The 26,300-nt window shown below is 33.2% G+C and carries 24 protein-coding genes; 11 read left to right on the forward strand and 13 right to left on the reverse strand.

The annotated features are described in order from the left end of the window. Positions 1 to 169: 169 nt before the first annotated feature. Together H611_RS0100465 and H611_RS0100470 are read right to left on the reverse strand one after the other, a co-directional pair. On the reverse strand, positions 170 to 1,210 hold the full coding sequence (locus H611_RS0100465) for a PLP-dependent cysteine synthase family protein (protein WP_027136497.1): 1,041 nt from the start codon (positions 1,208 to 1,210) through the stop codon (positions 170 to 172). An 82-nt stretch (positions 1,211 to 1,292) separates the two neighbouring features. Beyond that, positions 1,293 to 3,431 carry a S9 family peptidase gene (locus H611_RS0100470; RefSeq protein WP_084158108.1) on the reverse strand — a complete coding sequence of 713 codons (2,139 nt, stop codon included), beginning with the start codon at positions 3,429 to 3,431 and terminating at the stop codon, positions 1,293 to 1,295. A gap of 67 nt (positions 3,432 to 3,498) precedes the next feature. Between H611_RS0100470 and H611_RS0100475 the strand changes: the two genes are divergently transcribed. Next, a complete protein-coding gene (locus H611_RS0100475) occupies positions 3,499 to 3,822 on the forward strand; it encodes a YbaB/EbfC family nucleoid-associated protein (RefSeq protein WP_027136499.1) in 324 nt (107 codons plus the stop codon). On the opposite strand, the gene H611_RS0100480 is transcribed toward H611_RS0100475, so the two are convergent. Next, positions 3,823 to 4,839: a threonine aldolase family protein gene (locus tag H611_RS0100480; protein WP_027136500.1), complete on the reverse strand. Its 1,017-nt coding sequence runs from the start codon at positions 4,837 to 4,839 to the stop codon at positions 3,823 to 3,825. 93 nt (positions 4,840 to 4,932) lie between these two features. Between H611_RS0100480 and prfB the strand changes: the two genes are divergently transcribed. The 5 genes from prfB (at position 4,933) to H611_RS0100505 (ending at position 12,189) form a co-directional block, all read left to right on the forward strand. After that, positions 4,933 to 6,043, forward strand: a protein-coding gene (prfB, locus tag H611_RS0100485; RefSeq protein ID WP_157515010.1) for a peptide chain release factor 2 whose coding sequence is annotated in 2 segments (ribosomal slippage) — positions 4,933 to 4,995 and positions 4,997 to 6,043 — 1,110 coding nt in all. Because the reading frame shifts where the segments join, the coding sequence is not laid out codon by codon here. After that, positions 6,043 to 6,657 carry an HAD family hydrolase gene (locus H611_RS0100490; RefSeq protein WP_027136502.1) on the forward strand — a complete coding sequence of 205 codons (615 nt, stop codon included), beginning with the start codon at positions 6,043 to 6,045 and terminating at the stop codon, positions 6,655 to 6,657. The genes prfB and H611_RS0100490 overlap by 1 nt, the downstream gene beginning before the upstream one ends. 1 nt (position 6,658) lies before the next feature. Further along, positions 6,659 to 7,000: an arsenate reductase (glutaredoxin) gene (gene arsC, locus H611_RS0100495; RefSeq protein WP_027136503.1), complete on the forward strand. Its 342-nt coding sequence runs from the start codon at positions 6,659 to 6,661 to the stop codon at positions 6,998 to 7,000. Between the two features lie 93 nt (positions 7,001 to 7,093). Then, positions 7,094 to 9,640, forward strand: coding sequence for an outer membrane beta-barrel family protein (locus H611_RS0100500; protein WP_035483096.1), 2,547 nt, complete (start codon positions 7,094 to 7,096; stop codon positions 9,638 to 9,640). 137 nt (positions 9,641 to 9,777) lie between these two features. After that, a complete protein-coding gene (locus H611_RS0100505; RefSeq protein WP_027136505.1) occupies positions 9,778 to 12,189 on the forward strand; it encodes an outer membrane beta-barrel protein in 2,412 nt (803 codons plus the stop codon). A 60-nt stretch (positions 12,190 to 12,249) separates the two neighbouring features. Here the strand turns inward: H611_RS0100505 and H611_RS14795 are convergent, their stop codons facing one another. Then, on the reverse strand, positions 12,250 to 12,426 hold the full coding sequence (locus H611_RS14795) for an ATP synthase subunit B family protein (RefSeq protein ID WP_169515971.1): 177 nt from the start codon (positions 12,424 to 12,426) through the stop codon (positions 12,250 to 12,252). 302 nt (positions 12,427 to 12,728) lie between these two features. Between H611_RS14795 and fumC the strand changes: the two genes are divergently transcribed. After that, entirely contained in the window at positions 12,729 to 14,126 is a 1,398-nt protein-coding gene (gene fumC / locus H611_RS0100515) for a class II fumarate hydratase (RefSeq protein ID WP_027136506.1), read from the forward strand. A gap of 140 nt (positions 14,127 to 14,266) precedes the next feature. On the opposite strand, the gene H611_RS13720 is transcribed toward fumC, so the two are convergent. Both H611_RS13720 and H611_RS0100525 read right to left on the reverse strand, forming a co-directional pair. Continuing rightward, a complete protein-coding gene (locus tag H611_RS13720; protein WP_051238668.1) occupies positions 14,267 to 14,851 on the reverse strand; it encodes a Crp/Fnr family transcriptional regulator in 585 nt (194 codons plus the stop codon). Positions 14,852 to 15,113: 262 nt separating this feature from the next. Further along, the gene (locus tag H611_RS0100525; protein WP_027136507.1) at positions 15,114 to 15,998 is read right to left on the reverse strand and encodes a chromosome partitioning protein ParA; all 885 of its coding nucleotides are present in this window, start codon (positions 15,996 to 15,998) and stop codon (positions 15,114 to 15,116) included. A gap of 105 nt (positions 15,999 to 16,103) precedes the next feature. Here H611_RS0100525 and H611_RS0100530 point away from each other — a divergent pair, with 105 nt between their 5' ends. After that, complete coding sequence (locus H611_RS0100530; RefSeq protein WP_027136508.1) at positions 16,104 to 17,123, forward strand: formimidoylglutamase; 1,020 nt, start codon at positions 16,104 to 16,106, stop codon at positions 17,121 to 17,123. Here the strand turns inward: H611_RS0100530 and nudK are convergent. After that, positions 17,120 to 17,707, reverse strand: a complete 588-nt coding sequence (gene nudK / locus H611_RS0100535) for a GDP-mannose pyrophosphatase NudK (protein WP_027136509.1) — start codon at positions 17,705 to 17,707, stop codon at positions 17,120 to 17,122. The genes H611_RS0100530 and nudK overlap by 4 nt on opposite strands. 275 nt (positions 17,708 to 17,982) lie before the next feature. Here nudK and H611_RS0100540 point away from each other — a divergent pair, with 275 nt between their 5' ends. Continuing rightward, entirely contained in the window at positions 17,983 to 18,198 is a 216-nt protein-coding gene (locus H611_RS0100540) for an FtsL-like putative cell division protein (protein WP_035483171.1), read from the forward strand. A gap of 62 nt (positions 18,199 to 18,260) precedes the next feature. Here H611_RS0100540 and ettA read toward each other — a convergent pair whose 3' ends face one another. From ettA to H611_RS0100565, 5 genes are all read right to left on the reverse strand, one after another. Continuing rightward, positions 18,261 to 19,952, reverse strand: coding sequence for an energy-dependent translational throttle protein EttA (gene ettA, locus H611_RS0100545; RefSeq protein ID WP_027136511.1), 1,692 nt, complete (start codon positions 19,950 to 19,952; stop codon positions 18,261 to 18,263). Next, positions 19,952 to 20,134, reverse strand: coding sequence for a CAL67264 family membrane protein (locus H611_RS0100550; protein ID WP_027136512.1), 183 nt, complete (start codon positions 20,132 to 20,134; stop codon positions 19,952 to 19,954). The genes ettA and H611_RS0100550 overlap by 1 nt, the downstream gene beginning before the upstream one ends. Positions 20,135 to 20,450: 316 nt before the next feature. Then, positions 20,451 to 21,194, reverse strand: coding sequence for a pirin family protein (locus tag H611_RS0100555; protein ID WP_027136513.1), 744 nt, complete (start codon positions 21,192 to 21,194; stop codon positions 20,451 to 20,453). Between the two features lie 22 nt (positions 21,195 to 21,216). Next, on the reverse strand, positions 21,217 to 21,654 hold the full coding sequence (locus H611_RS0100560) for a MarR family winged helix-turn-helix transcriptional regulator (RefSeq protein WP_027136514.1): 438 nt from the start codon (positions 21,652 to 21,654) through the stop codon (positions 21,217 to 21,219). 14 nt (positions 21,655 to 21,668) lie between these two features. After that, positions 21,669 to 22,217 carry an NADPH-dependent FMN reductase gene (locus H611_RS0100565; protein ID WP_027136515.1) on the reverse strand — a complete coding sequence of 183 codons (549 nt, stop codon included), beginning with the start codon at positions 22,215 to 22,217 and terminating at the stop codon, positions 21,669 to 21,671. Positions 22,218 to 22,372: 155 nt separating this feature from the next. On the opposite strand from H611_RS0100565, the gene H611_RS0100570 reads away from it, so the two are divergent. Together H611_RS0100570 and H611_RS0100575 are read left to right on the forward strand one after the other, a co-directional pair. After that, positions 22,373 to 24,001 carry an acyl-CoA carboxylase subunit beta gene (locus H611_RS0100570; RefSeq protein WP_027136516.1) on the forward strand — a complete coding sequence of 543 codons (1,629 nt, stop codon included), beginning with the start codon at positions 22,373 to 22,375 and terminating at the stop codon, positions 23,999 to 24,001. A gap of 57 nt (positions 24,002 to 24,058) precedes the next feature. Then, positions 24,059 to 24,481, forward strand: coding sequence for a DoxX family protein (locus H611_RS0100575; RefSeq protein WP_027136517.1), 423 nt, complete (start codon positions 24,059 to 24,061; stop codon positions 24,479 to 24,481). 32 nt (positions 24,482 to 24,513) lie between these two features. Here the strand turns inward: H611_RS0100575 and sppA are convergent, their stop codons facing one another. Beyond that, positions 24,514 to 26,277, reverse strand: a complete 1,764-nt coding sequence (sppA, locus tag H611_RS0100580; RefSeq protein WP_027136518.1) for a signal peptide peptidase SppA — start codon at positions 26,275 to 26,277, stop codon at positions 24,514 to 24,516. Positions 26,278 to 26,300 lie beyond the last annotated feature (23 nt).

Below are 26,300 nucleotides of genomic sequence, written 5' to 3' on the forward strand. Positions count from 1 at the left end.
TCATTAAAAAAATCTTAACACATATTTATAGTCCTAAGATTTCTGCAAAACTAATTATTTAAATTATTAGTACATAATTTTATTGATTCAATTATGTACTAAAATAAAAAAGAGATAACTTTTGCTTTTAATACAATTTGTTATCTCTTTGGTAATATATCAATAAATCTTATTTTATGTACTGAATCTCTTGCGCTGCAGCTTCATTAATACTATCGAAAAACCCTTGTTCCTGCATCCACTTATCACTATATACTTTACTCATGTATCGTGAACCGTGATCTGGGAAAATAACAACTACTCTATCTCCTTTTTTAAACGCACCTTGCTCTTCCAATTGCTTGATAGCCTGCATAGCAGCACCCGAAGTATACCCAACAAACATGCCTTCGGTTCTCGCTATTTCTCTTGCCGTGTGTGCGCTATCTTCGTCTGTTACTTTAACAAACTCATCTATAACATCAAAATTAGTCGCCGTAGGAATTAAGTTTTTACCTAAACCTTCTATTCTGTATGGATATATTTCCTTGGCGTCAAATTCTCTGGTTTCGTGATATTTTTTAATTACTGAACCAAAAGCATCTACACCTATAACTTTAATATTTGGGTTCTGTTCTTTTAAATACTTTGCGGTTCCTGAAATCGTTCCTCCGGTACCACTGCAAGCCACAAGGTGTGTAATTCCCCCTTCAGTCTGATTCCAGATTTCTGGACCAGTGGAGTTATAATGCGCATCAATATTTAATTCATTAAAGTATTGGTTTATGTAAACCGATCCTTTAATTTCCTGATGTAAACGCTTAGCGACTTCATAGTACGATCTTGGGTCGTCCGCACTAACATGGGCAGGACAAACATATACTTTGGCACCCATAGTTTTCAGCATGTCAATTTTATCTGCTGAAGATTTCGAGCTTACTGCTAAAATACATTCATAACCTTTAATTATACTTACCATGGCAATACTAAACCCAGTATTACCTGAAGTTGTTTCAATTATTGTATCACCAGGCTTTAGAATTCCTTTTTTTTCAGCTTGTTCAATAATGTAGAGGGCTATACGGTCTTTTGAAGAATGTCCAGGATTAAAAGATTCTACTTTGGCGTAAAAATCACCTTCAAACTTAGACGTGATTCTATTTAGTTTAATAAGTGGTGTTTTACCTACTAAGTCTAATACATTATCAAAAACTTGATTTCTGTGTTTCATATATGCTTTTTAAAAAGCTACAGTAATATTAAGAAATATTTTTGTAACCAAAAACCAGACAAAAATAATTTTTTTTTTTGAATTAGCCATGTATTCCTTCTAAATCTAATAAGAAGGCGTATTCCATCGCGACTTCCTTTAAGCTTTCAAATCTTCCAGAGGCCCCACCATGACCTGAATCCATGTCTGTATGTAATAGTAAAATATTATTGTCCTTCTTTAACTCCCTTAATTTAGCTACCCATTTTGCCGGTTCCCAGTATTGCACCTGAGAATCATGCAACCCTGTAGTCACCAACATATTAGGATAGTTCCTTGCTTCAACATTATCGTATGGAGAATATGATTTCATATAAAAATAATACTCTTCGTTATTAGGATTCCCCCATTCATCGTATTCCCCAGTGGTTAATGGTATAGAATCGTCGAGCATCGTAGTTACCACATCTACAAAAGGTACAGCGGCTAGTACACCATTATATAATTCCGGATTCATATTAATTATGGCCCCCATTAATAATCCACCCGCAGAACCGCCGTATGCGTATAAATGTTTAGCAGATGTGTAATTTTCTGAGATTAAATATTTTGAACAATCTATATAATCATAAAAAGTATTACGCTTCGTTAAAAGTTTTCCATTTTCATACCAATCACGCCCCAAATATTCGCCACCACGAATATGAGCAATAGCATAAATGAATCCTCTATCTAATAAACTTAATCTGATTGATGAAAAGGAAGGATCAATTGTTGAACCATAAGATCCATATGCATATTGTAGCAATGGCGCTGTGCCATCAAACTTCACTCCTTTTTTGTAAACTAATGAAATAGGTACTTTAACTCCATCTCTTGCAGTAGCCCACACGCGTTTAGATTCGTAATTTTTCTTTTTAAATTTACCACCTAAAACTTCCTGCTCTTTTTTAATTTCACTCTTCTTTGTTTTAAAATTGTATTCTATAACAGAACTGGGAGATGTTAGTGAGTTATAAGAATAACGCAATACATCACTGTCAAAATCAGGGTTGTTACCTATATAGGTCGTATATGTTTCACTGTCGAATGGCAGGTAGTAATCTTCTGTACCATCCCAACTTATTATACGCAGATTGTTTAGTCCGTTTTCCCGTTCATTAACAACTAAATAGTCTTTAAAAATTTCAATATCTTCTAAAAGCACATCTTTTCTATGCGGAAGTACTTCTTCCCAATATTTCATTTCTGTATGTGTTTCAGGTGTTTTTAAAAGCTTAAAATTGGTAGCATGATCACTATTCGTAATAACATAAAAACGATCATCATAGTGTGCAATGCTATATTCTAGTTCTCGTTGACGTTTTTGAAACACCTTAAAATCATCATTCGGGGTATCAGCATTTAAAAAGCGGTATTCTGAAGTTAAGGTGCTGGACGAACCAATAACAATATATTTTCTTGATTTTGTCTTGTAAACAAAAGTATTAAAGGTTTCATCTTCTTCGTGAAAAACTAAGACATCTTGTGTATCATTAACACCTAATGTGTGCTTGTAAATTTTATCCGATCGTAAGGTGACTTCATCCTTTTTACAATAAAACAATGTTTTGTTATCGTTTGCCCAAGTGCTACTGCTTGTTGTGTTTGTAATTTTATCCGAATATATTTCGCCCGTTTCCAAGTTTTTTATCTGAATGGTATATTGGCGTCTTCCAACAATATCTGTAGAAAAACTAGCTAATTTATTATCTAGACTCACTGCAATACTCCCCAAATTAAAATACGCATGTCCTTTAGCCATGTCATTACAATCGAATAAAATTTCTTCAGGAGCATCTAAAGATTCTTTTTTTCGTAAGTAAATTGGGTAATCCAGACCCTTTTCATAACGTGTAATATACCAATAACCATTTAATTTGTATGGTACCGAAGTATCGTCTTCCTTTATTCTAGCTTTCATCTCTTCAAACAAAGTCTTTTGAAATGCCTCTGTATGTTTCAATGTAGCTTTAGTGTAATCATTTTCTTTTGTTAAATAATCAATCACATCAGGGTTTTCTCTATCATTCAACCAATAATAATTATCTATTCTAACATCATCATGAATTACTAATTCTTTCGGTATTTTTTTCGCTTTAGGAGGTGTAATTATCACGTTACTATCTGTCATTTTAATTTCTTGTTTGCACGAATGCGCAAAAATAAAGTTAATGATTAAAATAACAGTAAGCTTTTTCATTTTTCATATATAATAAGTTTTTAAGATAGTGATTTTTTACATTTGCGTAAAAATTAAATTATATACTATGTTTGGAGATATGATGAATATGATGGGGAAACTAAAAGAAACCCAGCAAAAAGTTGAAGAAACTAAAAAGCGATTAGATACCGTTTTAATTGATGAATCTAGCAGTGACAACCTTTTAAAAGTAAGGCTAACAGCTAATAGAACAATTAAATCTATTGCTATAGACGATGCTTTACTAGAAGACAAAGAACAGCTAGAAGACTATCTTATTTTAACTATAAACAAAGCTATAGAAAGAGCTACTAAAGTTAATGAAGCTGAATTAGCGGCTGTTGCTAAAGAGGGAATGCCTAATATCCCTGGTATGGATTTTTTTAAATAGTTATATATTTTTTAAAGTTCTAATTACAATGTCATGCATATCATCGGTATAATCAAGATGTGTTACCATGCGTAATTTACCACTGCCCATACTGATGATATGTATATTGTTATCTAGTAATTTTTGTAAAAAAAATGATTCATTAACCCCTTTGTTAAGTTCAAAAATTACAATATTTGTTTCTGTTGGCTCTACTGATTTTACGATCGATAATCTAGATAACTCAACACCAAGTTCCTCAGCCCTCTTATGATCATCACGTAGTCGCTCTATATTATTTTCAAGGGCATATAAGCCTGCTGCTGCAAGATATCCTACCTGACGCATATTGCCTCCAAATACCTTTCGGTATCTCATAGCATCCGCCATAATATCTGCATCACCAATTAGCACTGAGCCTATTGGGCATCCTAATCCTTTGCTTAAACATACCGAAATGGTGTCAAACACTTCACCATACTGTCTAGGGGAAACATTTTTCACTTGCATGGCATTCCATAAGCGCGCACCATCCAGATGAAAACCAAAATTATTTACATCGCATACGTCTTTAATTTTTTTTATTTCATCAAAATCCCAACAGGCCCCTCCTCCTTTATTTGTGGTGTTCTCTATTTCAACTAACGTTGTCTTACTATAATAATACAAATCAGGATTAATAGCGTCCATCACTTGTTCAGCGTTAAACATACCTCTATTACCATCAATTAACTTACATGATACGCCACTATTAAACGATACGCCTCCAGCTTCGTAATTATAGATGTGAGCATATTTATCACAAATCACCTGTTCCCCTGGGTTGGTGTGTAATTTTATGGCTGTCTGGTTAGCCATACTTCCGCTTGGAAAAAACAGAGCGTTCGATTTACCAAACATGTTTGCTAATTTGTCTTCAAGTGCATTTACGGTAATATCCTCGCTAAAAACATCATCTCCAACTTGGGCCTGCATCATAGCCTCAAGCATTTCGGTTGTAGGTTTTGTTACTGTATCGCTTCTTAAATCAATTTTCATATGCGCAATCTTTATTTTAATTCGATAAAATTAAAGTTTTAAATATTTTTCTGCTGATTATTAAGTTATATTTTTGCTCAAAACAATTGAATTATGATTACTTCAGATCAAATTAAAGATCTCAATACCCGCCTTGACAAACTAAGGCACTATCTTTGACGTAGATACTAAGCTTATAGAAATACAAAACGAAGAAGAAAAAACGTTTGACCCTAATTTCTGGGATGACCCAAAATCTGCGGAAGCAACCATGAAGTCGCTCCGAGGTAAGAAAAAATGGGTTGAAGATTACAATGCTGCAAAAATCTTAATTGAAGATTTAGATGTTCTTTATGAATTTTATAAAGAAGGAGAATCTAGCATGGAAGATGTTGAAGAGCAATATGAAAAAGCATTCTCTCTGCTCGAAGATATCGAGTTTAAAAACATGCTTTCCGATGAAGGTGACAGCCTAAGTGCTGTACTTCAAATTACCGCAGGTGCCGGAGGGACAGAAAGTTGTGACTGGGCTAGTATGCTTATGCGTATGTATTTAATGTATGCAGAAAAAAGTGGGTTCAAAGTAAAAGAGCTGAACTTTCAGGAAGGAGATGTTGCAGGAATTAAAACCGTTACTTTAGAAATTGAAGGCGATTTTGCTTTTGGTTGGCTAAAGGGTGAAAACGGTGTGCATCGCTTAGTTAGAATTTCTCCATTCGATAGTAATGCTAAACGACATACTAGTTTCGCTTCAGTGTATGTTTATCCACTAGTAGACGATACTATTGAGATAGAAATCAACCCTGCAGATATAGAAATTACTACAGCGCGATCTAGCGGTGCCGGAGGGCAAAATGTAAATAAGGTTGAAACTAAAGTGCAGTTAACACATAAACCTACCGGTATTCAAATATCATGTTCAGAAACACGTTCTCAGCATGATAACCGTGCTCGTGCAATGCAAATGCTGAAATCGCAATTGTATGAAATTGAACTTCAGAAGCAATTAGCACAACGAGATGACATTGAAGCAAGTAAAATGAAAATTGAATGGGGAAGTCAGATCCGTAACTATGTTATGCAACCTTATAAATTGGTTAAAGATGTTAGAACGGCGCACGAAACAAGTAATGTAGATAGCGTTTTAGATGGTAATATTAGTCCGTTTTTAAAGTCCTATTTAATGATGATGGGTCAAAAAGTAGAGGACGAAAACAGCTTATAATGACTATTAATACCATTATTTTTGATTTAGGAGGCGTATTAATCGATTGGAATCCAGAATATGTTTTTCTGGATGCTTTTAATGGTAATCACGAACAAATGCGTTGGTTTTTAGATACCGTATGTACGAGCGACTGGAATGAAAATCAAGATGCCGGATATCCATTAGAGCAAGCGACTAACGATTTAATTGCAAAATTCCCCAAATACAAATCGTATATTAAAATGTTTTATGGAGATTGGCCAAAAATGTTAGGCGGTTCTATTTCGGGAACCGTAGATATTCTCAAGGCATTAATCAATTCTAATCAATATCAGGTTGTAGCTCTTACCAACTGGAGTAGCGAAACCTTCCCGATTGCACAACAACGATTCGAGTTTTTAAATTGGTTTGAAGGTATTGTGGTTTCTGGTGAAGAAAAAACTCGTAAACCATTCAAAGAAATCTATCAAACTTGTATAAATCGTTACCATATCACTCCTGAAAATGCCATTTTTATCGATGACAATCTTCGTAATGTTGAAGCTGCCAAATCATTAGGAATAAAGGGTATTCACTTTAAAACCCCCAATCAACTAAGAAAAGAATTACAACGATATAATATAACTATTTAAAATGATAAAAATATATCACAATAACAGGTGTAGTAAATCACGTTTAGGCGTGGCATTCCTTGAAGAATTAGGTAAAGAATTTGAAATTATAAAATATCTAGAAGATGTACCTACAGCTTCAGAATTAAAGAATATCATATCTCTTTTAGGTGTAAAACCTATTGACTTAGTCCGTAAAAACGAAGCCATATGGAAAAGTGATTTCAAAGGAAAAGAGCTTAGTAATGACGACATTGTTGAAGCTATGGTTAATCACCCGAAATTAATTGAACGACCAATAATTATAAATGGAGATAAGGCAGTTATAGGAAGACCTACCGAAAATATTTCTAAAATCATTTAAGAGGCTTTTATGCCTCTTTTTTATTAACTTTTTTTTAACTATTATTAGTTAAACCAAGTAGAGCCTACTGGGTCTAAATGTTAAAGTATAACTATGACTAAATTTTCATTCATTATATTTATTTCCATTTTTTCATTTCTATCATTAATTGCACAACCTAAAAACATCATTCTTAATGACGATAAAAAAGTTATAGTTTCAGGGAAGGTTTTGGATAAAGAAACTAAGCTGCCATTAGAATATGCGACTGTTTCATTCTTTAATAAAAAGGCTGGTAAAATTATCGATGGAGGTATCACTAATTTTGATGGAGAATTTGCCATAGAAATACACCATGGTGTCTACGACATTTCCATTGAATATATATCTTATAAACCTATTGTTTTCAAGAATAAAAACCTTTCCAAAAACGTGGATTTAGGCGTCCTTTTTTTAGAAATTGATTATGGCACCCTTGACGAGGTAGAAATTATAGCAGAACGTACTACTGTTGAGATTAAACTTGACAAGAAAATTTATAATATAGGTAAAGATCTTACCTCGGCTGGAGGAACAGTAAGTGATGCCTTAAACAATGTGCCATCGGTAGCTGTCGATATTGAAGGTGGTATTAGTCTGCGTGGTAATGAAAATGTTCGTATTTTAATTAACGGGAAACCATCGGCGATGGCTGGTTTTGGGGATACCAATGTTTTAAGTCAATTACCGGCAGAAGCTATCGAACGCGTCGAAGTAATAACGTCTCCCTCTGCTAGATATGACGCTGAAGGAACCGCAGGTATTTTAAATATTATTTTAAGACAAAAGGAAACCCTCGGTTTTAATGGTTCTTTTAACTTTACACTAGGTAGCCCTGATAATGTAGGTGTTTCAGCAAATATTAATTATCGCACAGAAAAATTCAACCTATTCTCTACTCTAGGCTTTCGTTATTTCGATGCTCCAAGAAATAGTTTTAGCGATGCTCATTATTTTGAATCTTTTGAGGAAACAGGAAATCCAGTAGTGCCAAAATTTGAACGTATTCGTGAGAAACAAGAAGTTACTCGATTAAATAGAAATTACAATGCGAATTTAGGAATGGAATATTTTCTAACTAAAAAATCATCATTAACGGGAACTGTTTTTTATAGGTATGGTGAAGATGCCGATTTATCACTTAATAATAGCGACAGATTTAATAGTGGAACTATTGAAGAGCGTACCTTACGTTCGGAAAAGCAAGATGAAGATGGTGATAATTTTCAGGTTGCTTTGAACTATATTAATAAATTTAATAATGACGGGCATCAATTAACGGCCGACATCCAAATTGAAAGTGGGTTCGAGAAGCAATTCACTTTTATTGATGAAGAAATTTTAGAAACTATCACTCCTAATCCAGAGAAATTACAAGATGAAAAAGTCTATGCCACCGAGGACGAAAAAGAATACTTAATTCAAGCTGACTACGTATTACCTATTGGAGAAAATTCAAGATTTGAAGCGGGTTTCCGAAGTAAATATGATAATGAAATAACCAACTATCTCTTAGAGCAGGAAGACACTAATACAGGAGCGTTTATTATTAACGATACCATTTCTAATATTTTTGATTATACCGAAAATATTAATGCCATTTACACGCAATACGGTTCTAAACTTGGTAGATTTTCATTTTTATTAGGTTTAAGATTAGAAAACACACAACTTAAAGGTACTATCGATTCAAAATTAACAGATGAAGAAATTGAAGAAGCTTTTGGTTTTCCAATCGATCTGGATTTCAATAGAAATTATCTCGGGTTATTTCCCACAGTAAATCTAATATATAACTTAAGCAAAAATGATGATTTAGAAGAAAGCATTACAATCGGCTATAACCGCCGTATTAACCGTCCACGAGGTTATTACATCAATCCATTTCCTTCTAGATCGAGTCGCACCAATGTGTTTCAAGGAAACCCCAATTTAAATCCTGCCTTTGCTAGTGCCTTCGATATAGGTTATTTAAAACGATGGGAAAAGATAACATTAAGCAGTTCGGTGTATTATCAGTATGAAACTAATGCTTTTGAGCGTATTGAGGAAAACACAGGTAAACAAACATCAGATGGTATCGATATTATTAGAAGGATTCCTGTGAATCTATCAACCAATCAAAGAACAGGAGCAGAATTCGGGATATTATATAACCCTAAAAAGTGGTTACGATTAAATTCTAGTTTTAATATTTTTCAATTTAAGAAAGATGGATTTTTTAATGATGTCGATTATGGTGCGAAAAACACCTCTTGGTTTGCTCGTTTTAACAGCAAAGTTACATTACCTGGTAAAATTGACTGGCAAACAAATGCTAATTATCGGGGTCCCAATGAAAATGCTCAAAGTAAATCGGAAGGTATTTTTTCATTAGACTTAGCAATTAGCAAAGAAATTCTTAATAATAATGCTACTATCGCATTGAATGCGCGTGATGTCTTTAACTCTAGAAAACGAAAAACTCTAACAACTACAGGTTTTTTTGAGCGTTATAGTGAATCACAATGGAGGCAACGCCAGGTAAATGTTTCGTTTATCTATCGCTTTAATCAACAAAAACAACGAAATGAGCGTAGAAATTCTGGTGATAATAGTGGTGATGATGACTTTGAATTTTAGCAATCTTTTATAACCCAAATTACAAGGACTCAAACGAGTCCTTTTCTTATATATTAACGAATTACAGAACTAATTTAACAAGTCTTTAACCTTTATACCTTCTATCTTCCATTACTTTTACTTTTTAACACTTACTTATGCTCAAAACTATTTTCAGTCTATTTCTTTTAATGATTTCCTTTGCTTCCGGAGCAATTACAGATAAAAATTTTACAGTATCAGGAAAAGTTATCGATTCGGAAACAAAGCAACCATTAGAATACGCTACCATATCCTTTTACAGTGTTGAAGCCCAAAAGGTAGTCGATGGCACAATTACAGATGTTAATGGTAATTTTTCTATTAAAATAAAACCAGGTATTTACGATATTTCAACAGAATACATATCGTATAAGTCATATAAACTTTCTAATAAGAAAATTATTGAAAATTTAAATTTGGGCGTAATAGCGCTCGATCTCGATTTGGAATCTTTAGGTGAGGTTGAAATTATAGCCGAGCGTACAACCGTAGAGGTTAAATTAGACAAAAAAATTTATAATGTAGGTCAAGATTTAACGGTACGCGGAGGTAACGTTAGTGATGTTTTGGATAATGTACCTTCGGTTTCAGTTGATGCCGAAGGCAATGTAGCTTTACGCGGTAATGATAATGTAAGAATATTGATTAATGGAAAGCCTTCTGGTTTAGTGGGGCTGAATTCTACAGATGCATTACGCCAATTACCCGCCGATGCCATTGAAAAAGTTGAAGTTATTACATCGCCTTCAGCACGCTATGAATCTGAAGGAACTGCAGGTATTTTAAATATCATTATTCGTCGCAGCAAATTACTTGGACTTAACGGAGCCTTAACGGCAAATGTAGGTCATCCAGATGCAGCTGGAATTTCTGGAAACATAAATTACAGAACCGGAAATGTTAATATATTTAACACCTTGTCTTATAGATATAATGAATCTATAGGTAATTGGTATTCTTATACCACCTATAAAAACAACGGTAACATCTTAGATGAAAAAAGAAATTGGGTAGACACTAGAAAAGGTGTCACTAATAATATTGGTGTTGAATGGTATATCAATGATTCCGCATCCTTAACAACCTCTTTTGTTTATAATGATGGGAGTAACGACAATAATTCTACTAATAGACTGCTTCAATACGATTCTAATAACAATTTAATTGGACAAAGTTTAAGATTTGACCCTAAATTGAACGACAATAAAAACCTTCAGTATTCTGTTAATTTTACTAAAGAATTTGAAACAGAAGGTCATAAATTCTCTTTTGATTTTCAGCATGAAGATAACTCCGACGATAATCTTTCTTTAATAGAGGTAGATGGTGTAAATACAGATATCCTTACTGAATTAAATGATGAGGCTAAAATATTATTAAGAGCAGATTATGTATTACCTATAGGTGATAATAATCAATTTGAAATGGGGTATCGAGGTGATTATAGTGATAGAACGACCGATTACAAAGTAGAATTACTGAATGAAAATACAGGTGAATTCGAATTAGACAAAAATCTTTCCAATGTATTTAACTTCCGAAATTATATACATGCGGCCTATGCTCAATTTGGCAGTAAAATTAATAAGTTTTCTTATTTATTGGGATTGAGAATGGAAAACACGCAATTAACATTAGATCAACCTACGAGCGGTGATTTTGAAAAGCGCAATTACACTGGTTTGTTTCCTACAGTTAATTTAAGTTACGAATTTAGTGAACGAGAAAATCTAACATTAGGTTATAACCGTCGATTAAGCCGACCATGGTCGTTTTTCTTAAATCCTTATCCATCCAGGTCTAGTTTAACGAATATTTTTCAAGGCAACCCCGGTTTAGATCCAACATATGCTGGAAAATTTGATTTAGGATACCTAAACCGATTGGGGAAATTTACCCTTAGCTCCTCCGCTTACTACCAGCACTCAATCAATATCATTAAATTTATTAGTGAAGATACAGGAGAAACTGTTATTATTGATGGTCAGGAAGTTCCTGTAATTAAGCGAGGTCCGGCCAATATTGCAACGGAAGATCGTTATGGGTTTGAATTTAATTTAACCTACAATCCCAGTAGAAAATGGCGTGTAAATACAGATTTCAACATCTTTAATTCGATTATAGAAGGCGATTATCAAGATGTTAATTTCGATTCGAAAAATGTGAGTTGGACCGTGCGACTAAGTAATAAATACACCTTACCAGGTAGTGTAGACTGGCAAACGAATTTAAATTATAACGGTCCAAGTCAGGATGCACAGAACAAGCGAGATGGCATGTTCTCTACCAATATGGCACTGAGTAAAGATTTATTTAAGGAGAAAGCTTCGTTAGCCTTTAACGTAAATGATTTATTTAATACTCGTGTTATGACAGGCATAGTAGATACTGAAGATTTTACTACAGAACGCAATTTAAGATTTAGAGGGGGTAGAACGTATAATCTTTCTTTTACCTACAGATTCAATCAGAAAAAGAAACCAACTATGAATCGCGGTGATTATGGTGGTGGAGCCATTGAAATGTAATTATAAGGCATAAAAAAAGGAAGCTATTAGCTTCCTTTTTTATTTTATATTGTTGTTTGATTAAGAATTCTCACGCTTCGCCTTTTTCTCTTCTCTGATTTCTTTTAATCTTTCAATTAACGAACCACCAATCCAGTAAGGAATTACAAAGGTTAATAAAAATATCATTAACCAAAATCCAATAGTAAGTATGGTTAAAAAAGCTAAAAATCCTAAATATTGGTCAAAATCAAACATAAGTGTAAGTGTCTTTTAATAATATGTCGCAAAGATAATATATCCCTTTTTGTTATACAATACTAAAATTAAGATTTATTAACATCCTAGTTAATTTAAATTTAGCTTGTTTTAGCCGGTATTCTAAATTAATTGGATTTTGAAATTATTCAATTCAAAAAAATTAAAGAGCAGTGCCAAAGCTCATTCTAACCTTTAATTAATAAAGAATTAGTTTAAAAAAATTAAAAAACTAACTAATATCATACCCAAAACCGTATGAAAAGATTTAAATTTGTGTTCCATATTAAACGAATAATACAATGAGTTTTAGAATAGAAAAAGACACTATGGGTGAGGTACAAGTACCTGCCGATAAACTTTGGGGAGCACAAACAGAACGCTCTAGAAATAATTTTAAAATAGGTCCTTCTGCGTCTATGCCTTTAGAAATAGTGTATGGCTTTGCTTATTTAAAAAAAGCGGCTGCTTACACAAATTGCGAACTTGGTGTTTTACCAATAGAAAAGCGAGACCTAATTGCTGCGGTTTGTGATGAAATTTTAGAAGGTAAGCATGACGACCAATTTCCTTTAGTAATCTGGCAAACAGGTTCGGGAACTCAAAGCAATATGAATGTGAATGAGGTTGTAGCAAACCGCGCTCAACAATTAGCAGGTAAAGTGATTGGTGAAGGTGAAAAAGTTATTCAACCTAATGATGATGTAAATAAATCGCAATCATCTAATGATACTTTCCCTACTGGGATGCATATTGCAGCATATAAAAAAATTGTAGAAACGACCATTCCTGGGGTTAAGCAATTAAGAAACACATTAAAGAAAAAATCAGAGGCTTTTAAAGATGTTGTAAAAATAGGTCGTACACATTTAATGGATGCCACGCCTTTAACTTTAGGACAAGAGTTGTCGGGCTATGTAGCGCAATTAGATCACGGTTTAAAAGCTTTAGAAAATACATTACCACATTTAAGCGAATTAGCCCTTGGAGGAACTGCTGTTGGAACAGGATTAAATACACCAAAAGGTTACAGTAAGCGTGTAGCAGAATTTATAGCACAGTTTACAGGATTACCATTTATTACGGCTCCGAACAAATTTGAGGCTTTAGCCGCACACGATGCCTTAGTTGAAACGCATGGCGCATTAAAACAATTAGCTGTTTCTTTAAATAAAATAGCTAACGATATTAGACTTATGGCTTCTGGTCCTAGAAGTGGTATTGGTGAAATTATTATTCCCGCCAATGAGCCCGGAAGTTCTATCATGCCAGGCAAAGTAAACCCTACGCAATGTGAAGCTTTAACTATGGTTTGCGCACAAGTAATGGGTAACGATGTAGCTGTATCTGTTGGCGGATTACAGGGACATTATGAATTAAACGTATTCAAACCTGTTATGGCGGCTAACGTTTTACAATCAGCTCAATTAATAGGTGATGCTTGTATTAGTTTTGATGTGAATTGTGCTGTTGGTATAGAGCCAAATCAGGAGGTGATTACCAAGTTACTTAACAATTCTTTAATGCTAGTTACTGCGTTAAACACTAAAATTGGTTATTATAAAGCGGCTGAAATTGCAAACACAGCTCATAAAAATGGAACTACACTAAAAGAAGAAGCTGTTAATCTAGGTTATGTCACGCCCGAAGAATACGACGAATGGGTGAAACCAGAAGATATGGTAGGAAGCTTAAAATAATAATATATACTTAGGTATAATATCAAAAAAACAGGTAATTAAATTACCTGTTTTTTTTCTTGGTTGGTTAGCTATTAATCTTCTCTTAGTTAGTTGATAAAGATTTGAAACAAATATATGTTTTAGATAAGTTCTATTTGTTAACAAATGTTAACACTCTCAATTTTTTTTCTAATTCGGCTTAATTGCACCGGGGTAATTCCTAAATAGGAAGCTATATGATACTGTGGAATTAATGATTCTAATTCAGGAATTTGCTTCTTTAATGCTAGATATCTGCCGGTGGCATCTAATGAAATTAATTCTACTAAGCGTGTTTCGTAACTCTTATATACCGATTCTAATACTTTCGAATAAAATGTGTTTACAGCAATATTACGTTCACAAAGCTCTCTAAAGTCTGAAAACCTAATTTCATAAATTTTGCATTCTGTAACCGTTTCAAATACAAAAAGTGATGGCCTTTTTTCAATTAAAGCTGTTAATGATCCAACAAAACTAATAGGCAAATAAAAACTCTTGTTATATTCCTTGCCTGCCTCAGTATTTAAATAACAGCGAATAACTCCAGATACTAATAAATATACTTTAGAAGGTGTTTCATTAAATTTAACCAGTTGATTTCCAGCCTTTACTCTTTTTAAATTCGAAATATCTGAAAGCTCCTGTAAAGTTTCATTTGATAATGACGTAAATGAATTTAAAAATGCTATAGTGGAATTCATTAAAAATTAAAGTTTTTTTAATCGATTATTTTTTAGTCTTATTTATTAGGAAGTCTTATTCAATCAATAAAGTTACAGCAACAATACAAACAAAATAAATTTAATCTATTAGATACCAATAAATTTGTTAACACGTTGTCGTAAAAACTTACTTTATATCGATTAAATTTCAATGTAAAAACATAAAGAATTGATTTTCATTGAACTAAATAAAAAAAACCTCAAACATCTGTTTGAGGTTTACTTTACAATCAAGGATTTATTATTTTAAAACAAATTCAGAAGTTGCTACCAAATCTTTTTCATTAAACACATTTACAATATATCGTCCTTTCTCAAATTTCTCATCCTTTTTAGCTTCAACAAATTCACAGACATTCAAATTTGTGTTTTCGTAATTAAATTTACTAATAATACTATAGTTTAAAGTAGTTTCATCAAACTGTACTTGCTCATTCAGTCCAAGTGTATTGTTTTTTGGATCGATAACCTGCACATACAATTCTTGATCTCCAGCTTGTACTAATTTATTTTTAGCTACAATAAAGCATACTCTAATTTTATCACTTCTACCTGCTCTTTCAGTAGGAATTACTTTTCCGGATGTTCTTACAATAACCCCAGAACCTTTTAAATCTACAGCACTTAATACTGAAGCATTAGACACTACTTCTGCTAATGCATCATTTTGAAGCAATAAAGAATCGGTAAAAATAGTGCGTTCTTCTAATCGAACTCTCGTACTGTCTAAAGACGTTGCTAAATATGAGTTTTCAATTCTTAATGAGTCATTTTGAGCTAACAACACATCCATTTCTTTCTGTAACGCTACATATTTTTGCTTATACCTCCAAAGACTTTTTACATTGGTTTCAGAAATTTTTAAAGAATCTATTAACCCTTGAATTCTAGCTTTAGCTTCGAGTAAATCTTTATTAGCTACTTCATTTTCACTTAAAGCTTCATCATATTGCTTTGATAATGCATCTAAATCGTTTATTACTAACTCTTTTTCAGACTGTAAATCTTTTTGGATTTTAGAGCTTGTTGAATATAAATTCATTGTATAAAATGCAGTTCCAATAAATAATGCTATAGCTACACCTAGCGCTATTTTTAATCCTTTGCTACTTTTGTTTCCGTCCATAATACGTGTTTTTTAAGTTTAATTGTTTTGTTTTTTTATTATTTGATTTTTCTAATGCTGAAAATAAATATTAATGTATTTTAGTTACAAAAATTATTTATTTTAATGGATAAGCTCGTTTTATTTAATAGAAGCAATATTAATAAACTTTTAAACAAACGCACTGGCGAATCCAAATTTGGCCAATATGTTCAGGTATTACCCAGCATTTCAAATATATACGAAAATCTAAAAGATTTAGATGTTAAGTACGTAATATTTGGTTTGCCCGAAGATGTTGGGGTTTTTGCTAATTACGGTAAAATAGGAACCTCGAAAGCATGGGACGCTACAATAAAAGTTTTATTAAATATACAAAGCAATGAATATACTATGCCGGAATCCGTTCTTATTTTAGGACATTTAGATTTTTCAGAAGAAATGGAAAAAGTTTCTAAATTAGATCAGTCTAAAAAGAAACATCTTGTTAAAGCCCGAGAACTCGTAGGGAGAATAGATACTCAAGTAGCTTATTTAGTGGAGCAAATTGTAACGGCCGGTAAGACACCTATTATAATTGGAGGAGGCCATAATAATGCTTACGGAAATATTAAGGGAGCCAGTCTTGCATTAAAAAAACCAATAAATGCAATAAATTTTGACGCGCATTCAGATTTTAGACAAGAAGAAGGTCGCCATAGTGGTAATGGTTTTAGTTACGCCTATAATGAAGGGTTCTTGAACAACTATTTTATTTTCGGTTTACATAAAAATTATACCTCCGATAAAATTTTAAAATCTTTAAATAAGCTAGAAAATATTGCTTATAATACCTATGAGGACCTTGAAGTTACTAAAGAATTAAAATTTAAAAAAGAATTAAATCGCGCTTCTGATTTTATATCTGAAAGTCCTTATGGTATTGAGATAGACTGTGATGCTATTGAAAATATAAATAGTAGTGCAAAATCTCCAAGTGGTTTTTCAACAAATAAAACCAGACAATTCATTAATTTTTTTGCAGCACACAACAATGCCAAGTACCTACACATTTGCGAAGCGGCACCAACATCAAAAACAGCGAGTCTTATAGGTAAATTAATCACTTATTTAATTACCGATTTTATTAGAGCTAATAACAACTAAACTTCAATTAATTTATGTATTTGCGCATACTGTAATAACACAATAGTGCGCGTATCTTGAATTTTTCCAGTATGTAACATCTCCAGAGCTTCCGTAAACGGGAGCTCTAAAACCTCTATATCCTCATGTTCACTTTCTAAACCACCTCCATCATTTACTTTCATATTATCAGTATATTCTCCAATAAAAAAGTGCATCTTTTCAGTCATAACTCCAGGTGACGAATAGGCTTCATATACTTTTTTTACTTCTTTCAATCGATAGCCCACCTCCTCTTCCGTTTCCCTTATAATACAGGCCTCAGGATTATCCTTATCTAACATGCCTGCACAGATTTCAATTAGATAACCATCAGGATTATTATTCATAAAAGTCGGCATTCTGAATTGTTTTGTTAAAATCACCGTTTGCTTTTTCTTATTATAAAGTAAAATTCCTGCACCGTCTCCTCTATCATATACCTCACGCATTTGAGCTACCCATTGTCCACTCTTCATTAAATAACTAAAGGTTATCTTATTTAATATATAATAATTATCAGAAAGTACTTCTTGTTCTATATTTTTTATATGGTTTTCACGCATAAATAATCATCTTAATTTATTTTTGAAATTAACAAATTTCCCTATAAATTATAGTCTTAGTTTTAATTATTTCCAGTAAAAATTAATTTTATATTTTAAACTAAAACCTCCCAATTTAGTAGATTAATTGTACGTTTATATGGTATAAATCTGACATTTTTTTAGAGAATAATCCCATTTTTAATCCTTAGTAATTAAAATTATCTTATCTTTAGCATGACTAACACCTTATCTGTAAGACTAATATGTTTCCCAAATTGCCCTCATTCATTTTAATGAATACTTCATTATTAAGCCAGAGTAATGTAGTTACACTGCTTATTGTTGTAGTTATATTTTTTTCCGTTTTATTAATTTTAGGTATTCGGAAATCATATAAACTAAAAAAAGAGAACGAACGTCTCGATAAATTGAGCGAAGAAATTACTAATCAAAAAGAAGAATACACCGACTTTACCGAAGGCCACATGTATGGTGGTAACAACAAATAATGTGTCAATTTTAATAAAAAAAAGCCTGCTAGATGCAGGCTTTTTTTATATATTCATATAGTTTATCGAACTAATTTTTTATACTTAATACGCTTTGGAGTTAAATCACCTCCCAAGCGTTTTTTCTTATTTTCTTCATATTCACTAAAACTTCCTTCGAAGAAATATACTTGAGAATCACCTTCGAAAGCTAAAATATGCGTACAAATTCTATCTAAAAACCATCTGTCGTGAGAGATAACTACAGCACAACCTGCAAAGTTTTCTAGTCCTTCTTCCAGAGCCCGTAAAGTGTTTACATCAAGGTCGTTGGTTGGCTCATCTAAAAGCAATACGTTGCCTTCTTCTTTTAAGGTCATTGCTAAATGCAGTCGGTTTCTTTCTCCTCCTGAAAGTAATTTTACTTTCTTATTTTGTTCTCCGCCTGAAAAATTAAATCTACTTAGATACGCACGAGAATTTACTTCCTTACCTCCCATCATAATAAGCTCTTGCTCGTCACTAAAATTTTGCCATATCGTTTTTTCTGGGTCAATATTAGAATGACTTTGATCCACATAAGCAATCTTAGCTGTGTCACCAACTATAAACTCACCTTTATCTGGAATTTCTTCTCCCATAATCATTTTAAAAATTGTGGTTTTACCAGCACCATTAGGGCCAATAACTCCAACAATTCCAGCCTGTGGAAGTTTAAAATTTAAATCTTCGTAAAGCAATTTATCATCAAATCCTTTACTAACCCCGACGGCTTCAATGACATTCGTTCCTAAACGTGGCCCATTAGGAATATAAATTTCAAGTTTTTCGTCAAGTTGTTTTTGGTCCTGACTCATTAACTTATCGTAATTTTTTAAACGGGCTTTTTGTTTGGTTTGCCTGCCTTTAGGTCCTTGACGCACCCATTCTAACTCGCGTTCTAATGTCTTTTGACGCTTAGATGCTGATTTACTTTCTTGCGCTAAACGTTTTGCTTTTTGATCTAACCAAGAGGAATAATTACCTTTCCACGGTATACCTTCACCTCTATCTAATTCTAAAATCCATCCAGCTACGTTATCTAGGAAATATCTATCGTGGGTAACCGCAATAACCGTTCCTTTGTATTGTGCTAAATGCTGCTCTAACCAATGAACAGATTCCGCATCTAAGTGGTTTGTAGGTTCATCTAATAATAGAACATCTGGCTCTTGTAATAACAATCTACATAAAGCTACACGACGACGTTCACCTCCAGACAATACAGAAATTTTTTTGTCTCCATCTGGAGTACGCAATGCATCCATGGCAATTTCTAACTTGGTATCTAATTCCCAGGCATTAGACGCATCAATTTTATCTTGAAGTTCAGCCTGCTTGTTCATTAGTTTTTCCATTTTATCTGGATCACTATAAACTTCCTCCAGACCAAACATGTCATTAATTTTGTTGTACTCATCAAGAATAGCTACCGTTTCAGCAGCACCTTCTTTTACAATTTCTATAACGGTTTTATCTTCATCTAATTGCGGTTCCTGCTCTAAATATCCAACCGAATAATCCTGTAAAAATGTAACATCTCCTTGATAATTTTTATCTATACCGGCGATAATTTTAAGTAAAGTTGATTTACCAGAACCATTTAAACCTAAAATTCCAATTTTAGCTCCGTAGAAAAAACTTAAATAAATATTTTTTAACACAGGGGTGTTAGCTCCCTGAAATGTCTTGGTTACACCAGACATTGAAAATATAACTTTCTTATCGTCACTCATTATACTCTACCTTTTAAAGCGTTAAAAACCCAAGCAACTGCAAAAAAACCAAGCCCAACAGCAGCAAAACCCCAGCCTGCAACATCGTCATAGCGAAATGCCCCCAGAGCGATTAACATTAAACCTACAAAAATCATTATCCATGTTGCCCATGCCAACACTGTGTTTTTATTCATTGCCATACTTAATTATTTTAATTCTTTAGGACTCTCTTGAAAAGACAAGATTAGATTTTACATTGGTGACTTTTTAGTGAAAAAATCAAAAAGATACCACCGTATTTCTTTGAACCCTGTTTTAAACGACAAATATCGTACTTTTAACATGAATTGGAAAGCTTAAAAATTAATATTATTACTTGATATGGATTTTGATTCTATTAAATATTCCGTTTTCATTTCATTTTCAAATAACTCGAAATATAATATATAGAACATTTAATAGTTGTCTTATTGTTAATATCACAAAATAAAAAAGTCCGACCATCTGGGTCAGACTTTATGCAAAAAGATTATCTTTTAAAATTTCCATTGGGACTTCAATAAATAAAATACTAGAATCATCTTTAGCTTCAATTTCAAAACTATTCGTTTCTGAAATACCCATCGCATCTCTAGTTGCTAACACCCTGTCATCAATAAGTAATTCACCGTAAATATTCATAACATAAACCCCGTGATTTTCACTTTTTAGCTTATAATTAAAAGATTTTCCTTTATCTAAATCTATTCTTGATAAAACAGCATCCTGATGAATCTTTAAACTACCTTCATGATTTTCATCTATAGATGTTACCAAAGTCTGCAATTTGTTTTTTCTATGTTCAGCACCGAACGATTTTTGATCGTATCGAGGTGCTACATTCTGCTTATTTGGGAATATCCAAATTTGAAATAAACCTAAATGGTCTTCATTTGAACCATTGATTTCTGAGTGCTGAACTCCTGTTCCAGCCGACATGACTTGAACTTCTCCCGGCAATACTGCCTGCCATTCATTATGCATAGAATCTCTATGTTTTAAAATACCTTTTAACGGGATCGTTATAATTTCCATATTATCATGCGGATGTGTACCAAAACCCATGCTAGGAGCAATCATATCATCATTTAACACGCGTAACGCACCAAAATGTACTTTTTCAGGGTTATAATAATTAGCAAAACTAAAGGAGTGATTTGCCTGTAACCACCCATGATTTGCAAAACCTCGACTATCTGATCTGTGAACTACTGTTTTCATTGTTTCTTTCCTTTCTTTTTGTTTACCTCATTTTATCAAGAAGATTACTTAATTGTTCTGCATCTTCTTCATTAAGGTTTTTTAATAAATCTTTATTAAAATCATTAGGTATAGAGGCTAAAAGCCCTAAACCTTTATCGGTTATGGCTATTTTCACAACGCGCCTATCATGTGCACATGGTAAACGCTCAATGAAATTTTTAGCGCATAATTTATCCATTAGCCTTGTGGCATTTGGAGCTCTATCAATCATGCGGTCTTTTATAACCTGAACCTTCAATGGCTCACCAGCACCTCTTAATATTCTTAATATATTATACTGTTGAGGTGAGATACCATAAACCTTTAAATACTCATTTTGACAGCTCGTAATCCAATTTGCAGTGTAAAGAATGTTAACTAAGGCCTTTTGTCTATGATTAACAAATTTTGAGCGTATTTCTTTTCCTAAGTCCCCCATAATATAGAATTGTGCTATTTAACAGTTTCAACCTCTAATTTCTTCTGAAATTCCTCTACAGCTTCTTTCAATTGCGCATCAAACTCTTCATTTACAATTTTTCCATTTTTAAAATTATCCCCGAAAGATGGCAACGAAAAAACATCTGTTATTTCGGCATTATGATAAGGGAACCTGCTTTTTGCAATTTCTAAAACCGAGGCTCCTCCTCTTTTTCCTGTAGAAGTTGCCAATAGAAGCATTGGTTTTCCATAAAAAGTTTTACTTTCAATTCTAGACATCCAATCTAACAAATTTTTAAAAGCGGCTGTATAAGCCCCATTATGTTCAGCTAAAGACAATAAAATACCATTAGAATTCTTTATATACTCTAAAAACTTATAGGCCTCTTTCGGAATCCCTTGTTCTCTCTCATAATCCACACCAAATAGAGGTAATTCAAAATTGTTTAAATCTAACAATTCTACTTCAACCGATTCAAGTAAACTTGCCCCGTAAGTAACTAATTGTTTGTTTATTGAGTCTGTGCTGTTCGACCCTGCAAAAGCTATTATGTTTTTCATTCTACAATTTTTTTTAGGTTATTTAATTCAAATGTACAAAAATTAATTTTATATTCCAAGGAATATATTTCTATGGAATACATTTTAATATTATCCTAACAATTGAGATTCGGATAATTTGAAACTTTTGTATTTTAGCCGGAAAATACACTATAATGGATTTAAACTTCAATAAAAACGAAGATCACAATAAACTTTTAGTATCCGAACTAAATAAACGACTTGCAAAAGTACATTTAGGTGGTGGAAAGAAGAACATCGAAAAACTTCATAGCAAAGGAAAAATGACCGCCCGTGAACGTATTGACTATCTTTTAGATTCAAAAAGGAATTCTATTGAAATTGGAGCGCTAGCTGGTGAAGATATGTACAATGAACATGGTGGTTGTCCATCAGGAGGTGTTGTCGTAAAAATAGGTTATATAAAAGGTAAGCAATGCATAGTAGTTGCTAATGATGCTACTGTTAAAGCAGGTGCCTGGTTCCCTATTACCGCAAAAAAAAACCTAAGAGCCCAAGAGATTGCCATTGAAAACAAACTTCCTATTATTTATTTGGTGGATAGCGCAGGCGTATACCTGCCTTTACAAGATGAAATATTCCCAGACAAAGAACATTTTGGACGAATCTTTAGAAACAATGCCATCATGAGCAGTATGGCTATTACTCAAATTGCCGCGGTGATGGGAAGCTGTGTAGCTGGAGGAGCCTATCTGCCTATAATGAGTGATGAAGCTCTTATTGTAGATAAAACGGGTAGCATCTTTTTAGCAGGAAGTTATTTGGTTAAAGCAGCCATAGGAGAAACCATAGACAACGAAACCTTAGGCGGAGCAACCACACATTGTGAAATTTCTGGAGTAACAGATTATAAAGCTAAAGACGATAAAGATGCTTTAGATACTATTAAGAATATTGTAGATAAAATTGGTGATTATGATAAAGCCGGTTTTAATAGAATAGACGGTTTAAAACCAAAGGAAAACCCTCAAGATATATATGGTATTTTACCTAAATCAAGAGCTGATCAATATGACGTTTATGAAATTATAAAACGCTTAGTCGATAGTTCGGAATTTGATGAATACAAGGCAGGTTATGGAAAAGCTATCATCACTTGTTACGCTAGAATTGATGGATGGGCTGTAGGTATTGTTGCCAACCAGCGTAAACTAGTAAAAACAAAACAAGGAGAAATGCAGTTTGGTGGTGTTATATATAATGATAGCGCAGATAAAGCTACTCGGTTTATAGCCAACTGTAATCAAAAGAAAATCCCTTTAGTATTTTTACAAGATGTAACCGGATTTATGGTTGGAAGTAAAAGTGAACATGGTGGTATTATTAAAGATGGAGCTAAAATGGTGAATGCGGTAAGTAATTCGGTGGTACCCAAATTCACAATAATTACTGGTAATAGCTATGGCGCAGGTAATTATGCTATGTGCGGTAAAGCGTATGACCCGAGACTGATTGTAGCCTGGCCAAGTGCCGAATTAGCCGTTATGAGTGGCAATAGTGCTGCTAAAGTGTTACTTCAAATTGAAACGACATCTTTAAAGAAAAAAGGAGAAACTATTACTCCTGAAAAAGAAGAAGCGCTATACAATGAAATCAAATCGCGTTACGACGCACAGGTTTCACCATATTATTCAGCAGCTCGTTTGTGGACAGATGCCATAATTAATCCGTTAGATACTAGAAAATGGATTAGTATGGGTATTGAAGCCGCTAATCATGCCCCTATTGAGAAGCGATTCAATTTAGGAGTGATTCAGGTTTAACTAGCTTTTTAGTTTTATTTTTTGTATCTTAATAATTGAAAATCAAACAGTTTAATTATGGATACAATAAAACCACTAAATAAGTGGGCTAACAAGCATACTTATTTACCATTGGATTTACTAAGAATAGCGCTTGGTGTTTTCTTGTTTATTAAAGGAATTAATTTCGTATCTGATAGTATGATGCTTGCAGAATTGTTTAAACCCATGCAAAATATGGTTGGGGGCATGTTTGCTTTGCACTATGTTGCTCCTGCTCATTTTATTGGAGGTATCTTAATTGCTTGCGGGTTACTGACTCGCTGGGCAATCTTAGCACAATTACCGATTTTAATAGGTGCCATACTCATAAATTTCGTAGGTGAAATGCATACTGGCAATCTATTGATTGCATGTATTACATTATTAGTATGCGGTTTTTTCCTAGTTTATGGATCAGGCAAACATTCCTTAGACTATTATTTTAAAATGCAGCAATAAAAAAAGCGCGATACATATGTATCGCGCTTTTTTTATTTAATTTCAGTGCTATAAGGAAACAATAACTGCACGCCTTCTTTTTTTGATAGAGATTTTATTTCCTGCAAAACCCAATAAGCATCTTCTCCTAATTCTTCTTTTAGAATACTTTCTTTGGTTTCAGCAATGCCTAGATCACTCAAAATCTTTTCTAAGTCTTTCTTGTAGACAGGGAATTCTTTCAACATATAATCGTTTAAATCAGCCTGCTCTGCCGCATAAGCAATAGCCTTGTCTAATCCACCAAGTTCATCAACCAAACCATTTGCCAACGCATCGATACCAGTCCATACACGTCCCTGAGCAATCGCTTTTATTTCATCCTGCAATTTCCCTCGTCCATTAGCTACTCTTGTTGTAAACAATTCATAAATATCTACAATACCCTCTTTAATGAATGCCCTCTGATTGTCATCAAGTGGCTCAAAAAAACTATATGTAACGGCATTTTTATTTGTAGCGACTTGCTCTGCATTAATACCTAAGTCACTTATTAATTTATGTCCATTAGGCAATACACCAAAAACACCTATGCTACCCGTTATAGTCGTTGGTTCTGCATATATTTTATCAGCATTACAAGCAATATAATACCCTCCTGAAGCCGCTAAATCTCCCATAGAAACAATCACAGGCTTTACTTGCTTTGTTAACTCTATTTCACGCCAAATCAGCTCACTTGCTAAAGCGCTTCCTCCTGGTGAATTTATTCTCAGAACAATCGCTTTAATATTATCATCTTCGCGTGCTTTCTTCAAAGAACGATTCATGGATCCCTGACCTACAACACCCTTATCACCTTCACCATAAATAATTTCACCTTCAGCATAAAGAACCGCTATTTTATTTTTACTGTAATTAGTAAGTAGTTCTGTAGCTGTATGTACAGCATAATCTTCAATACTAATCATGTTTAAATCTTGAGATTCTGGCACGCCAACCGCTTGTTTTAATCCTGAAATATATTCATCATGATATCCTACTCTATCTACTAATTTAGATTTTAAGGCTAATTTGGGGGTTCTAGCAAGGAGACTATCGGCTATATTATTTAAATCATCCTTAGAAATACCGCGACTTACTGAAATTTCATTTTTAACTTCAGCCCATATAGAATTTAAAAAAGCTTCCACCTGTTCTCTGTTAGCTGGACTCATTTCATTTTCCAAAAACGGTTCTACGGCACTTTTGTACTTCCCAAAACGAACCACTTCCATTTTTAATCCAGATTTTTCCTGAAAATCTTTAAAATACAACTGTTCAGAATACAAACCTTTAAATTCCATTAGGCCTGCAGGATTGATAAAAATAGTATCGGCTACCGAACTTAAATAATAATCTTTTTGGGTATAGATATCTGCATAGGCTGTTATGAATTTCCCTGATTCTTTAAACTTAATTAAAGCATCTCTTAAGGCTTTAGTTTGAGAAATTCCTGCTTTTATAAAGTTGTTATCAATAGAAATTCCTTTAATATTGCTATCTGTTGCTGCGTAATTAATAGCATCTATAATATTAAACAATCCGTTTTTTTCGTCTTCATTTAAAAATGCATATTGTTTAAATTCTGTTTTTCCAGCATAATCTCTAATAGGAAAATCTAATTTTAAATCTAATACAGTATTTGGTTTCACCGTAACTACAGCTTCATTAGAAGAACCTAACACTAAACCCAGAACAATTAAAAATCCAAAACAAATAAATAGAAAAACAAAAATCCCCGTTACAGTAGAAAGTACTCTTTTTATAAAATTCATATAAATGTTTTTTTTGTGTTAGT

Origin of the sequence: Gaetbulibacter saemankumensis DSM 17032 (assembly GCF_000425645.1) — a bacterium.
GTDB classification, from domain to species: domain Bacteria; phylum Bacteroidota; class Bacteroidia; order Flavobacteriales; family Flavobacteriaceae; genus Gaetbulibacter; species Gaetbulibacter saemankumensis.

Bases quoted from the DNA above. Each gene is read 5' to 3' on its own strand.
- H611_RS0100465 (WP_027136497.1), bottom strand. From the start codon at position 1,210: ATGAAACACAGAAATCAAGTTTTTGATAATGTATTAGACTTAGTAGGT.
- H611_RS0100470 (WP_084158108.1), bottom strand. From the start codon at position 3,431: ATGAAAAAGCTTACTGTTATTTTAATCATTAACTTTATTTTTGCGCAT.
- H611_RS0100475 (WP_027136499.1), top strand. From the start codon at position 3,499: ATGTTTGGAGATATGATGAATATGATGGGGAAACTAAAAGAAACCCAG.
- H611_RS0100480 (WP_027136500.1), bottom strand. From the start codon at position 4,839: ATGAAAATTGATTTAAGAAGCGATACAGTAACAAAACCTACAACCGAA.
- H611_RS0100490 (WP_027136502.1), top strand. From the start codon at position 6,043: ATGACTATTAATACCATTATTTTTGATTTAGGAGGCGTATTAATCGAT.
- arsC (WP_027136503.1), top strand. From the start codon at position 6,659: ATGATAAAAATATATCACAATAACAGGTGTAGTAAATCACGTTTAGGC.
- H611_RS0100500 (WP_035483096.1), top strand. From the start codon at position 7,094: ATGACTAAATTTTCATTCATTATATTTATTTCCATTTTTTCATTTCTA.
- H611_RS0100505 (WP_027136505.1), top strand. From the start codon at position 9,778: ATGCTCAAAACTATTTTCAGTCTATTTCTTTTAATGATTTCCTTTGCT.
- H611_RS14795 (WP_169515971.1), bottom strand. From the start codon at position 12,426: ATGTTTGATTTTGACCAATATTTAGGATTTTTAGCTTTTTTAACCATA.
- fumC (WP_027136506.1), top strand. From the start codon at position 12,729: ATGAGTTTTAGAATAGAAAAAGACACTATGGGTGAGGTACAAGTACCT.
- H611_RS13720 (WP_051238668.1), bottom strand. From the start codon at position 14,851: ATGAATTCCACTATAGCATTTTTAAATTCATTTACGTCATTATCAAAT.
- H611_RS0100525 (WP_027136507.1), bottom strand. From the start codon at position 15,998: ATGGACGGAAACAAAAGTAGCAAAGGATTAAAAATAGCGCTAGGTGTA.
- H611_RS0100530 (WP_027136508.1), top strand. From the start codon at position 16,104: ATGGATAAGCTCGTTTTATTTAATAGAAGCAATATTAATAAACTTTTA.
- nudK (WP_027136509.1), bottom strand. From the start codon at position 17,707: ATGCGTGAAAACCATATAAAAAATATAGAACAAGAAGTACTTTCTGAT.
- H611_RS0100540 (WP_035483171.1), top strand. From the start codon at position 17,983: ATGAATACTTCATTATTAAGCCAGAGTAATGTAGTTACACTGCTTATT.
- ettA (WP_027136511.1), bottom strand. From the start codon at position 19,952: ATGAGTGACGATAAGAAAGTTATATTTTCAATGTCTGGTGTAACCAAG.
- H611_RS0100550 (WP_027136512.1), bottom strand. From the start codon at position 20,134: ATGGCAATGAATAAAAACACAGTGTTGGCATGGGCAACATGGATAATG.
- H611_RS0100555 (WP_027136513.1), bottom strand. From the start codon at position 21,194: ATGAAAACAGTAGTTCACAGATCAGATAGTCGAGGTTTTGCAAATCAT.
- H611_RS0100560 (WP_027136514.1), bottom strand. From the start codon at position 21,654: ATGGGGGACTTAGGAAAAGAAATACGCTCAAAATTTGTTAATCATAGA.
- H611_RS0100565 (WP_027136515.1), bottom strand. From the start codon at position 22,217: ATGAAAAACATAATAGCTTTTGCAGGGTCGAACAGCACAGACTCAATA.
- H611_RS0100570 (WP_027136516.1), top strand. From the start codon at position 22,373: ATGGATTTAAACTTCAATAAAAACGAAGATCACAATAAACTTTTAGTA.
- H611_RS0100575 (WP_027136517.1), top strand. From the start codon at position 24,059: ATGGATACAATAAAACCACTAAATAAGTGGGCTAACAAGCATACTTAT.
- sppA (WP_027136518.1), bottom strand. From the start codon at position 26,277: ATGAATTTTATAAAAAGAGTACTTTCTACTGTAACGGGGATTTTTGTT.